14 protein-coding genes are annotated in these 15294 nt (G+C 42.9%); 1 reads left to right on the top strand and 13 read right to left on the bottom strand.

Annotated elements, in window-relative coordinates; all coding sequences use genetic code 11:
• Positions 1-55: 55 nt before the first annotated feature.
• The 13 genes from ABOA58_RS12375 to ABOA58_RS12315 all read right to left on the bottom strand — a co-directional run bounded on the left by ABOA58_RS12375 (position 56) and on the right by ABOA58_RS12315 (position 13455).
• On the bottom strand, positions 56-607 hold the full coding sequence (locus ABOA58_RS12375) for a cysteine hydrolase family protein (RefSeq protein WP_350302527.1): 552 nt from the start codon (positions 605-607) through the stop codon (positions 56-58).
• Between the two features lie 15 nt (positions 608-622).
• A complete protein-coding gene (locus ABOA58_RS12370) occupies positions 623-1387 on the bottom strand; it encodes an NUDIX domain-containing protein (protein WP_350302526.1) in 765 nt (254 codons plus the stop codon).
• Positions 1388-1581: 194 nt separating this feature from the next.
• Entirely contained in the window at positions 1582-3111 is a 1530-nt protein-coding gene (locus ABOA58_RS12365; protein WP_350302525.1) for an acyl-CoA carboxylase subunit beta, read from the bottom strand.
• Positions 3112-3134: 23 nt separating this feature from the next.
• Complete coding sequence (locus ABOA58_RS12360) at positions 3135-3917, bottom strand: enoyl-CoA hydratase (protein WP_350302524.1); 783 nt, start codon at positions 3915-3917, stop codon at positions 3135-3137.
• Between the two features lie 19 nt (positions 3918-3936).
• Entirely contained in the window at positions 3937-4836 is a 900-nt protein-coding gene (locus ABOA58_RS12355) for a hydroxymethylglutaryl-CoA lyase (protein ID WP_350302523.1), read from the bottom strand.
• Between the two features lie 17 nt (positions 4837-4853).
• Positions 4854-5066, bottom strand: coding sequence for an acetyl-CoA carboxylase biotin carboxyl carrier protein subunit (locus tag ABOA58_RS12350; protein WP_034312225.1), 213 nt, complete (start codon positions 5064-5066; stop codon positions 4854-4856).
• 38 nt (positions 5067-5104) lie between these two features.
• Positions 5105-6454, bottom strand: a complete 1350-nt coding sequence (locus ABOA58_RS12345; RefSeq protein WP_350302522.1) for an acetyl-CoA carboxylase biotin carboxylase subunit — start codon at positions 6452-6454, stop codon at positions 5105-5107.
• Positions 6455-6466: 12 nt separating this feature from the next.
• Entirely contained in the window at positions 6467-8104 is a 1638-nt protein-coding gene (locus tag ABOA58_RS12340; protein WP_350302862.1) for an AMP-binding protein, read from the bottom strand.
• Between the two features lie 121 nt (positions 8105-8225).
• On the bottom strand, positions 8226-9368 hold the full coding sequence (locus ABOA58_RS12335; RefSeq protein WP_350302521.1) for an acyl-CoA dehydrogenase: 1143 nt from the start codon (positions 9366-9368) through the stop codon (positions 8226-8228).
• 60 nt (positions 9369-9428) lie between these two features.
• Complete coding sequence (locus ABOA58_RS12330; RefSeq protein WP_350302861.1) at positions 9429-10040, bottom strand: TetR/AcrR family transcriptional regulator; 612 nt, start codon at positions 10038-10040, stop codon at positions 9429-9431.
• A 207-nt stretch (positions 10041-10247) separates the two neighbouring features.
• Positions 10248-11003, bottom strand: a complete 756-nt coding sequence (locus ABOA58_RS12325) for a hypothetical protein (protein WP_350302520.1) — start codon at positions 11001-11003, stop codon at positions 10248-10250.
• Positions 11004-11031: 28 nt separating this feature from the next.
• Positions 11032-12078: a cytochrome d ubiquinol oxidase subunit II gene (locus ABOA58_RS12320; protein WP_350302519.1), complete on the bottom strand. Its 1047-nt coding sequence runs from the start codon at positions 12076-12078 to the stop codon at positions 11032-11034.
• 15 nt (positions 12079-12093) lie between these two features.
• Complete coding sequence (locus ABOA58_RS12315) at positions 12094-13455, bottom strand: cytochrome ubiquinol oxidase subunit I (RefSeq protein WP_350302518.1); 1362 nt, start codon at positions 13453-13455, stop codon at positions 12094-12096.
• Between the two features lie 360 nt (positions 13456-13815).
• Between ABOA58_RS12315 and ABOA58_RS12310 the strand changes: the two genes are divergently transcribed.
• A complete protein-coding gene (locus tag ABOA58_RS12310) occupies positions 13816-15264 on the top strand; it encodes a flavin monoamine oxidase family protein (protein WP_350302860.1) in 1449 nt (482 codons plus the stop codon).
• Positions 15265-15294 lie beyond the last annotated feature (30 nt).

The raw sequence follows: 15294 nt of genomic DNA, 5'->3' as shown, positions 1-15294 counted from the left end.
TTCCTCCCAAAAGAGAAGCATTCGCTTCCCTTCTATTCTGTTGCTTGAATGGATATTATAGAATGGTTGCTCCAAGAGATCCTTTAAAATGTCCAAGCGCCCAATGGTGACCGGCATCATTGAACGAGGCCACTGCATTTTCATATACAAAGATATTATAGCCTAGATTATAAGCGTCGATTGCCGTATGCAAAATACAGATATCTGTACAAACCCCGACTAAATATACATCGGTGATGTGACGTTCCCGCAGGCGGATATCAAGGTCCGTTCCTGCAAAGGCCGAATAACGTGTTTTATCTATATAATGAACATTCTTTTGATTTTTATTAGTTTCATATTCCTCTTTTAACGCCCCGTATAGGTCTCTACCCATTGTACCGCTAATATTATGCGGTGGAAACAAATTCGATTCGGGATGTAAGCGGTCTCCTTCTTCATGTAAATCAATCGCGAATACTGTATATTCGCCGTGTTTGATAAAATCCCTGGTTATATTGACTAATTCCTTCTCGATATCCTGACCTGGCTTCCCGCAGGTCAATGAACCCCTATCCGCCACGAAGTCATACGTATAATCTATATTGATCAATGCCTTTTTCCCCATATCACCAATTCCCCCTCAATAGTAAATAGAGTCCATGACAACCTCTGCATTAAATCGGTAAAGCTGGGAAGGCCGATACGAATTCCGTTTCGTTTTCTTCTGCATTCCTTTTTCATCCAAGACTTTCTCCAAAAACGGGAGCTTCGGGGCTTTTGCATAAAAAAGTGAGTCTGCACTGATTTTTGCATCATCTCTGGCTGTCAGCAAAACCCGTTGCAGCTCAGAAAGTGTAAATTCATCCGGCAGGAATTTTTGGGCTATCGTCGTTTGCACCATTTCTTTTTTCATTAAATTCATCGCATCGTTAATAATTGTATAATGATCGAATGCAAGATCTAATTGTAAAGCTTCCTGAATTGTGAACAATTCAACCTCGGCTGCGTCGTCATTCGCTTTCCTTTGATGAAGAAACTCTTCCTGGACAATGGCATAAAAAGCATTGGAAATGATCCAGCCCCTGGAATCTCGTCCTGGCCGGTCATAAACCCCGAAATGCTTGACATGGAATCCAGCTACGCCCGTTTCTTCTTTCAATTCTCGTTTGGCTGCTTCATAGGCAGTCTCGCCAGCATTGACAAAGCCTCCAGGTAAAGCCCATTTATCTCCTTCAACATTGGGGCTTCCTTCCTTATCTTTTGTGGCGCGTTTGATTAATAATAGCTTCAAAAACATTTCAGGCGGGGCTTTCTCTGCCGTTTTCTTTGTTGTAATAGTAAAGATCGCAATATCTGCGGTGTATCCATCTGGTGTAATATATTTCTTTTTTTCGTGCTGAGCCATGGCAACTCTCACTTTCTTTCACTAAGTTTGGAATTCAAGTAATTAGTAAATCATTAATTACTAATTATAGTACTCTTCCTTGTGTGATTTAGCAACTCTAAATCAGAAAAATTTTCTAATTATTTAAATAATCATTTATTTTATTACATGAAAACAAGCCCGGTCATGATGACCGGGCTTGTTTATTGAATTCTTTAAACGGGATAGACCCCATGTTTACGATCGGTAAATGTCAATTGCTTACTGCTATACGCTTCAAAGCGGGCGCTCAATTCATCACGCAGGTCATTTGGCTGAATGATGCCATCAACAATCATCTCGGAGGCTAAGCGGTAAATATCGATGTCTTCATTATACTCATTGCGCTTCTGTTCGATGAATTTAGGACGCTCTTCTGGTTCCATTGCATTGATTTTATTGGCATAGACTGCATTGACCGCAGCTTCTGCCCCCATGACCGCTATCAATGCCGTCGGTAAAGCTAAAACGCAGTCCGGTTCAAAAGCTGGACCGGCCATCGCGTATAGTCCAGCACCATAAGCCTTACGGACAATGACAGAAATCTTGGGAACCGTGGCTTCACTCATGGCCGAAATCATTTTCGCACCATGGCGAATGATCCCTGCCCGTTCGACCTTCGTCCCAATCATGAATCCTGGAATATCCACCAGGAACAACAACGGTATATGGAAAGCATCACATAAATTGATGAACTTGGCTGCCTTATCAGCTGAATCATGGAACAGGACGCCGCCCTTGACACGCGGCTGATTGGCTATTATCCCTATCGTTTGTCCATTTAGCCTTGCAAGCCCAGTGATTAATTCAGGGGCAAATAGCTTCTTGATTTCACAAAACGATTGCCTGTCTATAATCCTATCGATCAGGTCATACATATTGAAGGCTGCATTCTGATTTTTAGGAATCAGTTCTTCCAACGTTTTTTCAAAATCCGCAGGCAGCTCAGGTTTTACGCTTTTCGGCCTTTCTTGATAATTTCCTGGAAAATAGCTTAAGTACCTGCGCGCAAACGCAATCGATTCTTCTTCTGACTTGACAAGCACATCCCCGCATCCTGAAACGGAACAATGCATTTTCGCCCCGCCCATTTCCTCTTCACTCACCTTTTCGCCAATGACCATTTCTGCCATTCTCGGTGAACCTAAATACATGGATGCATTGCCATCAACCATTACGACGATATCACAAAAAGCAGGAATATATGCCCCGCCGGCGGCAGACGGACCGAACAATAGACAAATTTGCGGGACTTTTCCTGATAACTTCACTTGGTTGTAAAAGATGCGTCCTGCTCCGCGGCGTCCCGGAAACATTTCTACTTGATCTGTAATTCGTGCCCCGGCAGAATCGACTAAATAAAGAAGGGGCAGCTGTAACTTTTCAGCTGTTTCCTGAATGCGAATGATTTTCTCGACGGTTCTTGCTCCCCAAGAACCAGCTTTTACAGTCGAATCATTGGCCATGACACAGACCCTCTGACCATTGATTTTCCCTATGCCTGTAACCACACCATCGGCAGGCAGACCATCACTGGCACAATTAGCAAAGAAAGCGTCCTCTATTTCAACCCCTTCATCGAAAAGCAGCTCGAGCCGTTCACGTACGAAAAGCTTTCCTTTTTCAGCGTTTTTTTGATGATATTTTTCTAAACCGCCTTTTTTAATCGTCTCAACCGTTTCGGTTAGTTTATCCGTCGTTACCATCCCTGTTCCTCCTTCAATTGAAATCATTGACCCTTAAATACGGGTTTGCGCTTTTCCTTGAATGCTGACAGACCCTCCAGTCGGTCACGGGTTTTTAAAGTTGTCTGATAGCAGTCTTTTTCAATTTGCAATCCTGATTTCAAATCAGTCTCAGCCCCTTGATTGATCGCCGCTTTTGCAGCCCGGAGTGCCAATGGGGCATTGACTGCAATTTCCTTAGCCAATTTTTTCGCTTCCTCAAGTAAATGTTGGGGTGAATATACATGACTGATGATTTTCAAGGCATTTGCCGTTTTTGCATCCAATCTCCTAGCCGTATAAATCAGTTCTTTCGCTGTCGGCATTCCGACTATACGCGGCAGTCGCTGTGTACCGCCGGCGCCTGGGATGATGCCTAACGATGTTTCTGTCAGTCCCACCTTCGCCGTTTCAGATGCGATTCGTATGTCACAAGCGAGTGCCAACTCCAGCCCTCCGCCAAAAGCCGAACCGTTAATCGCGGCGATGACCGGAACTGGAAGGTTTTCCACAGCCGTAATCGTATCTCCAATCAACTTGACTGTCTCCCTGACTTTATCCTCATTCATACCTGCTCGTTCCTTAAGGTCCGCACCTGCACAAAACGCCTTTTCACCTGACCCAGTTATAATGACTGTTCGTAAATTGGAATCACTTTTCAATTCCTCGAGCACTTCAACCAAGCAATGAAGCAATTCCGTGGATAAGGCATTAGCAGCATCCGGCCGATTCAAAGTCACGAGGGCAATTCCCTTTTCTTCATGACTGATTTCAACTAATGAAGTCATAAATTCACCTCAATTTCTCTTATTGTGCGTTATAAACAGCCATCTGATGGCTTGGCAATGGTTTTTCCAAAAAGCTTTGCATCATGGCCGCAGCCTTCATTAGTTTTTCTGGATTGATTCCCGTGTGAATTCCCATTTTATGTAGCATATGAATCAGGTCATCCGTTGCCACGTTTCCGCTCGCACCTGGTGCATACGGGCATCCTCCTAAACCTCCGAGCGAAGAGTCGAAAGTGTCCACACCATAATTAAGTGATTCAAGAACATTTGCGAGTGCCATTCCCCTTGTATCATGAAAATGGAGGGCAATCCGGCTTATATCATATCTTTTTACAGCCTGTTCAAGGAACAGTGCAACCTGTCTTGGAGAAGCGACCCCAATGGTATCACCCAGTGAGACTTCATTGATTCCATAGTCAAAAAGTTGATCACAAACACGGAAAACCTGTTCGATCGAAACCTCCCCTTCATAAGGACAGCCGAAAACGGTTGAAATATAGCCCCTAACCGTTTTCCCGCTGTTAGCTGCTGTCCCGATGACATCCTTCATTATTGGAAAGGTATCGGAAATCGACTTATTGATATTTTTAAGATTATGCGTTTCACTGGATGACATGAACACGGAAATTTCATCGATATTGGCTTCAAGGGCCGACTCCAGTCCTCTTTGATTGGGTACAAGGGCCGCATAAGTGATACCGGGATTGCGCTTTATTCCCTTAGCCACCAGGGCGGCATCACTCAATTGGGGAATCCACTTTGGATGGACGAAAGAAGTCACCTCTATATAAGATAATCCTGTATCAGAGAGCTGATCGATCCAATCCATTTTGCTTTGTGCAGGTATCATGACCTTTTCATTTTGCAGCCCGTCGCGCGGACCCACTTCCTTAATTGTCACTTTTTCAGGCCAATTCATCTTACCCCTCCGTCCCTTTATTCAATGACGGCCAAAACGTCGCCCTCATTTACGAAATCCCCCTCATTCACTTTAAGTTCTTTAATGGTGCCAGCTTCCTCGGCTGCAATGGGGATTTCCATTTTCATAGATTCCAAGATAATGATATCCTGTCCATCGGTTACACTTTGCCCCTCGTTCGCCACGATTTTCCAAACGCTTCCTGCCATGCTTGCCTTTAATTCTGCCATCTTACATTCCTCCTGATCATTATGTTTTAAGATATGCGTTATACAGTCAATTTTTTTATATATTTTGCAATGAAATCCGTAGTCGTATCTCCTTGGGAAAAAGCTTCATGAGAAATGATTTCCATCAGCAAAGGAAGGTTTGTTTTAATTCCTTCTATTTTATAGTTTGCGAGCGCTTCTCTTAATCTCTCGATCGCTTTATCCCTTGAATCGCCGCTCACCACCAATTTGGCGATCATCGGATCATAAAAGTGGGATACGACCGAAGTTCCATGAACAGCCAATTCATGACGGATCCCTTCACCTTCCGGAAGTTCCATGCTTGTGATTTTTCCTGGTGCTGGATAAAAGGTTTTCGGATCTTCAGCATATATGCGCACTTCAATGGAGTGTCCATCCTGTTTAATCTCACTTTGCGTAAATTCCAATTTGTTGCCAGATGCAATATTAATTTGCTGTTCAACCAAATCCAGCCCCGTAATTTCTTCGGTGACAGGATGCTCCACCTGAAGGCGTGTATTCATTTCCAGGAAATAAAAATTTTTATTTGCATCAACTAAAAATTCGAGGGTGCCCGCATTGCTATAACCGATGGATTTTACTGCCTTCACTGCAGCCATTCCCATCCTGTTTCTTGTTTCTTCGTCAAGGAAAGAAGAGGGAGCCTCTTCCACGACCTTCTGGTGGCGCCTTTGAACGGAGCATTCCCTTTCCCATAAGTAAACAGCATTCCCAAAGGAATCCGCCAATACCTGAATTTCGATATGACGAGGCTTCTCAATCAATTTTTCTATGAACATATCTCCATTGCCAAAAAACAATTGGGCACGTTTTTGATTCCCCTCGAAGGCTTTGGTCAGTTCATCTTCATTAGCAACCGCCTGCATGCCGATTCCCCCGCCGCCTGCTGCTGCTTTTAACATGACTGGGTAGCCAATTTTTTCGGCAACGGCTGCCGCTTCCGCACTATCAATTAACGGACGTGAAAATCCAGGCACCAATGGAAGTCCCGCTTGCTCCATCTTTTTCCTCGCCTCGACTTTATTGCCCATCTGCTGGATGATCTCTGGTTTGGGACCAATGAATATCAAGCCGGCTTCTTCGCATGAACGTGCGAAATCTGCATTTTCACTAAGAAATCCATATCCAGGATGAATGGCCTCCACTCCGGTTTCCTTAGCTATTTCCAAAATCTTATTGACGTTTAAATAGCTTTCCTGTACTCTCGGGCCACCCAGTAAATATGCCTCATCCGCCAATCCCACAAATGGCGAATCCGAATCAGCTTCCGAATGGACAGCGACAGTATGTATCCCCAGCTTCCTGCATGTACGAATAATGCGTGATGCTATTTCTCCCCTGTTTGCGATAAGAATTTTTCGAATCATTCGATATCCTCCTTATTTAGTGCCTTCCGATAGTAGGTCAAGAGTTTGTTGCCGAAGCTTATACTTTTGGATTTTTCCGGATGCTGTCATTGGATAAGCATCGGTAAATTGAATGTACCGGGGAATTTTATGAAAAGATATTTTCCCTTTGCAATACTCTATCAATTCTTTCTCCGTAAGGGTTTCTCCTGCTTTCAAAATGATCCATGCCGCTACCTCTTCGCCGTACTTCTGATCTGGAACGCCGAGTACCTGGACATCGACAATTGCAGGATGTTGATAGATGAATTCTTCAATCTCACGTGGGTAAATATTTTCCCCTCCGCGAATGATCATATCTTTCAGCCGGCCTGTAATCTTGCAATAACCCCTTTCATCCATCACCGCCAAATCTCCCGTATGAAGCCAGCCTTCCCGGTCAATCGCCTGCTCAGTGGCTTCCGGGTTATTATAATATCCCTTCATTACATGGTATCCCCTCGAACAGAGTTCACCCTGTTTGCCCCGCTGGACTTCTTCCCCACTAGCTGGATCGACAATTTTCACTTCCACTTTCGGCAAAGCCCTTCCCACTGAGGAAACACGAAGTTCGATCGGATCGTCCGTTCTTGTCATCGTAATTCCTGGAGAAGATTCCGTTTGACCATAAGTAATCGTAATTTCCGAGATGCCCATCTTATTCACCACGCTTTTCATGACTTCGATCGGACAAGTGGATCCTGCCATGATACCAGTCCGTAACGAACTTAAATCATACTGGTCAAAGTCATCGAGATTAAGTTCAGCAATGAACATCGTCGGTACACCATGAAGCCCCGTACATTTTTCGGCTTCAACTGTCTGAAGGACAACTCGTGGATTAAATTCCACGATCGGCACCATTGTTGCCCCAACAGAAACAGAGGCCATCGTGCCAAGGGAACAGCCGAAACAATGAAAAAACGGAACCGGGATGCAAAGCCGGTCAGCTTCGGTAAGCTTCATACACTCCGCGACATTCAATCCGTTATTGACCAAGTTGGAATGAGTCAGCATCACTCCTTTTGGAAATCCTGTCGTCCCTGATGTATATTGCATATTAATCACATCACCGGGAGCCAATTCCTCCATTCTCATGTCCAGCGATTCCTCCGAAACGGATTCGCTCCCGCTAATGACTTCATCCCACGAAAACGTTCCGGGATAACGCTTTTCACCTAAAACGATGATATTTTTCAATTTTGGCAGTTTCTCAGATTGTAATTTTCCTGGTTCTGCATTTTTCAATTCAGGAACGATTTCGTACAGCGTATCTATATATGAATGATCCTTATATTGTTCCATCAGGATGATCGTCGTCGAATCGGATTGCTTGAGCAGGTATTCCAGTTCACTTGTGCGGTAATTAGTATTGACCGTTACCAGCACACCGCCCATTTTCGCGGTCGAAAATTGGGATATAAGCCATTCCGGTTTATTGGATGCCCAAATGGCGATATGTTCCCCTTTTTTAATATCTAGTGACATGAACCCCCTGGCCACCTTTCGGCAAATCTTTTCAAATTCGCGATAAGAATGGCGCAGGCCTAGTTCATGGTACACAACCGCTTCATTATCACCATATTGTTCAGCTGTCCTTTCAAGCAGTTTTCCGATAGTAACATCTAGCAAATCAGACATCAAACTCCTCCTAATCAAATAAAAGTAAGATTGAACGCTTTTTGCTGTATAGATATCTGCTTTTCACCAAAATGAACGCAAGCATCATTGTTCATTTTACGTTCCGTAAAGATTAACAGCCTAATTGCCTGGCGATAACGAGTCTTTGAATTTCGGATGTACCTTCACCAATCTCCAATAACTTAGCATCTCTTAAATAGCGTTCCACCTCATATTCGCGCATGTAACCAGAGCCGCCGTGTATTTGAATCGCTTGATTGCTGGACCGGAACGCGGTCTCACTTGCAAAAAGCTTGGCGTATGCCGCTTCCTTTGCAAAAGGCTTTTTATTGTCTTTTAACCATGCAGCCTTATATACCATATTCCTCGCCAATTCAATTTCCATCGCCATATCTGCAAGCTTGAATTGAATGGCCTGGAAATTTGATATGGTTTTACCGAATTGAATGCGCTCTTTTGAAAAAGCTAAAGCTCTATCAAAGGCAGCCTGAGCGATACCGACGGCCAAAGCTGCAATGGAAATCCTTCCTCCATCAAGCGTGAATAAGAATTGTTTGAACCCTTTGTCTGGATCTCCCAATAAGTTTTCCTTTGGCACCCGGACATTATCCAGAATGATTTCACAAGTATTGGAAGCTCGAACTCCCATTTTTTCATAATTGCTATTGATCGTTAGCCCTTGGGTATCGGTTGGCACGATGAATGCCGAGATGATATTTTTGCCCTTGGAATCTTTGCCCGATACAGCCGTGACGGTAACCGTTCTTGAATAGCTGGCATTTGTTATCCATGTTTTCTCGCCATTAATCACATATTCATCACCCTCCAACACGGCAGTCGTTCTTGTACCGCCAGCATCGGAACCCGCATTAGGCTCTGTTAACCCGAAAGCTGCCAGGGTTTCACCGGTCGTGATTGGAACCAGGTATTTTTGCTTCTGTTCTTCGGTTCCAAAATAGTAAATTGGACTTGCCCCGAGCGAAACGGCTGCTGCATAACTTAAGCCGGTTCCCCCGCATGCCTTCCCAACCTCTTCAACTGCAATGGCATACGAAATCGTATCTCCGCCCGAACCGCCATATTCTTCAGGAAACGGAATTCCAAGCAACCCGAGTTTCCCCATTTTTTTGAATACATCCTCCGCAAACATGGACTTTGCATCCAACTCTATCGCAATGGGTTTAATTTCCTTTTCGGCAAATTCCCTAACCATTTCCTTAATCATCTGCTGTTCTTTTGTAAGTGAAAAATCCATTTATTCATTCCCCTTTCTATTGAGACCGACTAGTTGGTCTGTGCAAATCAAGTTTATTGTTTAATCCACAACAACTTGGTTCTTCAGTAAAAATGGCTGGGTGATTTCCGCTTCTTTTTGTATATCTATCAATAGGGCATTCAGAATTAAATCTACGTAAATATCACCGATTTCATCAATCGTTTTTCCACCGTCCCTTTTGTACCATTTGTAGGACCAGTTCACCATGCCCAGAATTGACATTCCGGTAATTTCCACTGGTAATTCGCTGCGGAAAACTCCCTTGTCAATACCTTCTTTGATAACGGAAAAAATGATTTCTTTATACATTTGACGCTTTTTTTTGATTGCTTCAACATAGGGCGGTTTTAAGTAAATGCTTTCTTGATAGAAAACTGAGATGTGTGGTTTATAGAGGTCAAAAACTTTAACAAATGATTGAATGATCTTTTGCATTTTTTCTGTTGGATGGGTACTTTCTGAGATGGCTTCCTGTGCTTTTGTTAAAACATATGAAATAAAGTAATCATGGATGACAAATAAAAGTTCATCTTTGGAAGAGAAATGGTGATAAAAACCACCCTTGCTAGTTCCGCAAGCCTTAACGATTTCGTTAACGGAGACACCATGAAAACCATGCTGATCAAAGAGCGTCAACGATGTTTCAATTATTTTTTCTTTTAACTCCGTAAGACTGCACCCCCTTCTTGTATCCGCTTACATTTAACAACATAAAGAGATGTGGTTATGTAGTTAACTGGATTTATTTAGATTTTACCAAATATTTAAAAATTGTCAATTTTTAATTATCAACAAAAAAACAGCCCTCAAAACCAAGAGCTGTCAACCTAGTTTATTTAAGAAGCAGTCGATACCATGTCATTCACTACCATTGACCGGTTTAACCTGGGCTTTTACAAGCTGCCATCCATTGTCATACTTCCATATTGATTTGATCTTCAAAATCGGAACAGGTTCATCGGACCCTTTTACGTTTTGGACTCCCATAAGTGATTTTCCTTTTCCAAAAACGGTCTTGGGGTCCAATGAGGAGTATGGATCAACCAAAAGCTCTGTCGGTTCATTTAGTTTTCCATTTCGATAAATGCCCAATTCATCATACGCTTGTTTTCTGGAACTGACATCTATCACCACAGGCTTTTGACCTTCGATGATGATTTCCGCTTTGTATCCGTCAAGAAATTGTGCGATTACGGGGACGGATGGCGGCACTTCCAGTTCCTTCACTTTTCCATCCTTGAACGTATAGGCGTAACTGGATATCAACCGTTCCCTACCTTCCATCAAAACCGTGACCAATACATCCTGGACTCCATCATTATTCAAGTCGGCAACCTTTAGATCTGGATTATACCCAGCTTCAAGCGGGACGTTGATTGTACGGCGATTGTTTTCCACACTTAACTCAATTTTCTTCAGAAATTTGCTTCCTTCCTCAAATGGCAGTCCCTGAACCTGGATGATGTCTATTTTCTGGTCACCTGTTACATCTCTTTTTGTTGATATATATGTGCCATCTACCTGAAAATTTTTATCATGCGCTTCCACCGCTTGATAGCTCAAAAATAGTGAGATGACTAAAACCGCATATTTTAGCAGATCTAACTTTTTCATAGTGATAACCTCTCTTTTCAAAGATGAACTAATTTGACATTTGTCGCCGCTTGAACTTTCGACGCTGATCTTTCATGAAGATGGACCAGAAATAATAGAACCCTGGCACTAATATCGCAAAGCCCACGATATATGTGGCAAACACGGCCCGGAATGAGGTTGGATCGGTAAATCCTGAAAGAATTGTGACATTTGGATATATGATATAAGGTAAATGTGCGATACCATAAACATAACTGCCAATTAAATACTGTATGATGATCGCTATTACAGCGAGGCGGGGCATCCCTTTAACCTCCCGCTTGGAAAAATAGGGTAAGTACAGTGCTATCCCGCTAATGATGAAAAAAATGAGCGAGACGAATAACAATCCAGAATTTTTCATCATTCCTTGGTAGATCCAATTCGCTTCGTTTCTTAACGTGAGCATAACCAACAAAGCCATGACCAACATAAGCGGTCCCGTTATCATCGCATCCCTGCGATATATTTTGTATGCTTTCATTTCATCAGCCTGCTTTGAGTAATCGGACAGGAGCAAAGATGATAAAAAAAGCGTGCTCATAATTCCGAACCCCACAAATGCATACTCATTCGGACTCGTGAAAAGTTTAAATAGATTCAATTCTTCATTTCCTCTCGCGCCTTCTACAAATCCAAGATGGGTGATTGGCAATACGCTGATTAATAGCCCAGGTATGATCAATCCCGTCAACCCTGAAATATACGTTAACGCTTTTTCATATTTGTCTACGCTATGAGAGAAAACCAAGAAAGCACTCCTAATACATAGCAGGACAAGTATCAGGCTCGCGGGAACGATCAAGGCTACCCCTATCGGGAAAACCGCACCTGGAAATAAACTGTAAATCGCAATGACAAGACCAACGACAAAAGTATTGGTCACTTCCCAAGTTGGTGATAAATAGCTATTTGCGATCTTGGTGGCATTCGTTTCTTCCTTTTTAATGTAAGTCATTGCCCAGAAGCCAGCGCCGAAATCCATAGAGGCCATGATGGCATAAAGAAAAATAAAGCCCCAGACCAGTGTTATTGCAAGAAGAGCATCACTCATTCGCCTTCCCCCCTTTTATGAATTCGAATCGAAAAGCCTTACATCTTTCTGTTCGGCCTTATATATATCATCCATTACGGAATGACGTTTGAAATAATACAAAAGTGTAAACACGACAGAAACGCATAAAATGATATATACAATAATGAACATCGTGAATAAAAACCCAAGGTTTTCGTACGAAGTGACTGAATCCTCCGTGGTCAGCATCCTGTATATCGTCCATGGCTGTCTGCCTGTACAGGCAAAAATCCAACCGCATTCAATTGAAATCACCGAAAGCGGCCCTGACGCAACAAACAGCCAAAGAATCCATTTCGGATATGTCTCCTTTTTCAGCCATTTATTCCATACCAATGCAAACAGTGCCAACGCGATTAAGCCTGAACCAATGATGACCATTGCGTTGAATAAGATATGGACATAAAGCGGAGGCCAATACTCTTCCGGAAAATCGTTTAAACCGGTCACGACCGTATCGAAGCTATTACCAGATAGAAAGCTTAATAACCATGGGAATTCAATCCCATACTTCACCTCCTGGGCTTCCCTATCGGTATAACCGAACAAGGTAAGTCCGGCATGGTCCTGTGTTTCAAACAACCCTTCTGCCGCCGCCAGTTTTTCCGGCTGTTCCCTATATAAATGCTGTGTAGTCGCATGACCGTTCAATGCCGTCAAAAAAGAAAAAACCAAACCCAAGACAAGACTAAGCCTCAGTGCTTTTTGGTGAAAATTAAATTCAGCAGTGCCATATTTATTTTTCAGCATCTTATAGGCTGCAACGGACGCTACGACAAAAGCGCCTGTAGTATAAGCAGTCAAGGCTGTATGTCCCGCCGTCACCAAGAAACTTGGGTTGAAAAATGCCGCCCAAGGATCGACATCGACGATTTCCCCATTTTCAAACCGGAACCCAGCAGGTGTACCTTCAAAAGCATGGACATTAGAAATCAAAACAGCCGAAGCCAATGCTCCGAATGCAACAAAGAATAAACTGACGATTCGGGCCCATGGCTTGATTTTTTCAGCTGCATACACGTAGATTGACATGAACAGCGCTTCAACCATGAATGCATAAATCTCGATCTGGAATGGAAGCGCCATGACACGTCCAATCACTTCCATGAACCCAGGCCATAATAGTGACAGCTGCACACCAGCAATCGTACCAGTCGGAATGCCGACCCCAAGTAAAACTCCTAATGTTTTCGTCCAGCGTTTAGCCATGACGACATACTGTAAATCCTTTGTCCTTTGATACATCAATTCCGCTGCCAACATCATCATCGGCAACCCGACGCCGATCGTTGCAAATATGATATGTACAGCCATATTCGTCCCGAACATCGCACGGGCCATTTGTATATGATCCATACTGTCTTCCTTTCTAACCTTTGTCTCTTGGTAGTATCTCCTCTGGAAAGGAAAATATTTAATAATATTCCACAAACTAAGTTTTCATAGGTTTTACAGAAGGTCAGCATTTTACTTAATGATGTTTTTGGTTGATTGTTTATTAGATATTCTATCGAGGTTATTTCTAATATATATCACGTGGATTTCATCAATACGCTTAAAAAAATTTCACTAAGCACTTGGATGACAAATTATTGAAGATTCTTCATAAATGGTGACCCAATCGGAATAAGATAGCTTAAATCCCATATAGAAAGTGTTACAAGAGAGGAGAAAAACACTTTGTCCTTTTCCAAAGATCCGCTATCACCCGATCAAATGCTGGCTGTTATCAGAAATGGCCTGGGGCCTTCCCCAATCCCCAAAAAAATCATTATCCTTGGTGCCGGAATGTCTGGGTTGGTTGCAGCATCCCTTTTAAAACAAGCGGGGCACGATGTAACGATATTGGAAGCAACCGGGAGGGTTGGAGGGCGTGTTTTGACCATACGGGAGCCATTTTCAGAAGGTTCCTACCTTGAAGCCGGTGCCATGCGCATTCCGAATTATCATTACCTAGTTGCTGAATACATCAAGAAGTATGGTTTACGTGTCAACACTTTTGTGAATGCGACTCCTAATGATCCCATTTATGCCAATGGAATCAAGACGACCGCTGCCATATATCAAAGGAACCCGGATATACTGAGGTACCCTGTAGCTCCCCATGAAAGAGGTAAAACAGCTGAAGAATTACTCAACATGGCAATTAAGCCTGTGACTGACTTCATCATTCAAAACCCACGTAGAAATTGGGAAATAGTCATTAAAGAGTTTGATAAATACTCCATGAGCTTCTTTTTGCAGTACAATCCAGTCGGAATCAGTCTATCAACAGGGGCGATTGAAAGCATAAAAGTCCTGATGGGTTTAGAAGGATTCCCTGAACTTTCTTTTCCGGCCATACTTCGGGAGCTTATGCCGCTCTTTAATCCAGATGTAAAGTTTTTTTCAATCGACGGAGGAAACGACCGGCTTCCATATGCTTTTCTACCGGAATTGAGGGATAATTTAAACTTCAGATATGAAGTGACAAAAATCATCCAACATGATAATCAAGTCACCATCCATTCCAAACATACCCAAAGCCAAAACCCCTTAACGGTTACCGGTGACCTTGCGATCGTGACGATTCCTCTTCAATTACTGCAATTTATAGATATTGAACCCCGGAATTCCTTTTCCCATAATAAGTGGAAGGCAATAAGGGAACTTCATTATGCCGCATCCACAAAAATTGGACTTCAGTTCACGCATAGGTTTTGGGAAAAGGAAGGAATCTTCGGCGGTAAATTAACGACCGATTTACCTATTAGGTTCTCTTATTACCCCAGTCAAACGAGCAACCAGCGTGAATCCGGTCTCATCTTAGCAAGTTATACATGGGAAGATGACGCTACATTATGGGATATACTTCCGGAAAAAGACCGAATACAACACGCATTGAAAAATTTGGCAGTGATCCATGGAAAACAAGTATATGATCATTTTTTATCAGGAGCTTCTTATAGCTGGACACTGAATCAGTATGCCTACGGCGCTTTCTCCATGTTTAAACCTGGTCAGGAAACGGACTTGTTTCCATATATCCCCACCCCAGAAGGAAGGGTCCACTTCGCTGGTGAGCATACATCAACCGTACCAGCTTGGATTGAAGGAGCCATTCAATCCGGCATCAGGGTTGCACATGAAGTGAGTGATCTGCCTAGAACATTCGCTGTTCCTTGAATGGACCTTTTCTTTGCTTAATTAACTTAA

Source organism: Peribacillus frigoritolerans, from assembly GCF_040250305.1.
Taxonomy (GTDB): Bacteria; Bacillota; Bacilli; order Bacillales; family DSM-1321; genus Peribacillus.
This window is presented reverse-complemented; position numbering and strand designations above follow the sequence as displayed.

Coding starts and splice junctions, on each gene's coding strand:
- ABOA58_RS12375 (WP_350302527.1), bottom strand. CDS start 607: ATGGGGAAAAAGGCATTGATCAATATAGATTATACGTATGACTTCGTG.
- ABOA58_RS12370 (WP_350302526.1), bottom strand. CDS start 1,387: ATGGCTCAGCACGAAAAAAAGAAATATATTACACCAGATGGATACACC.
- ABOA58_RS12365 (WP_350302525.1), bottom strand. CDS start 3,111: ATGGTAACGACGGATAAACTAACCGAAACGGTTGAGACGATTAAAAAA.
- ABOA58_RS12360 (WP_350302524.1), bottom strand. CDS start 3,917: ATGACTTCATTAGTTGAAATCAGTCATGAAGAAAAGGGAATTGCCCTC.
- ABOA58_RS12355 (WP_350302523.1), bottom strand. CDS start 4,836: ATGAATTGGCCTGAAAAAGTGACAATTAAGGAAGTGGGTCCGCGCGAC.
- ABOA58_RS12350 (WP_034312225.1), bottom strand. CDS start 5,066: ATGGCAGAATTAAAGGCAAGCATGGCAGGAAGCGTTTGGAAAATCGTG.
- ABOA58_RS12345 (WP_350302522.1), bottom strand. CDS start 6,454: ATGATTCGAAAAATTCTTATCGCAAACAGGGGAGAAATAGCATCACGC.
- ABOA58_RS12335 (WP_350302521.1), bottom strand. CDS start 9,368: ATGGATTTTTCACTTACAAAAGAACAGCAGATGATTAAGGAAATGGTT.
- ABOA58_RS12325 (WP_350302520.1), bottom strand. CDS start 11,003: ATGAAAAAGTTAGATCTGCTAAAATATGCGGTTTTAGTCATCTCACTA.
- ABOA58_RS12320 (WP_350302519.1), bottom strand. CDS start 12,078: ATGAGTGATGCTCTTCTTGCAATAACACTGGTCTGGGGCTTTATTTTT.
- ABOA58_RS12315 (WP_350302518.1), bottom strand. CDS start 13,455: ATGGATCATATACAAATGGCCCGTGCGATGTTCGGGACGAATATGGCT.
- ABOA58_RS12310 (WP_350302860.1), top strand. CDS start 13,816: ATGCTGGCTGTTATCAGAAATGGCCTGGGGCCTTCCCCAATCCCCAAA.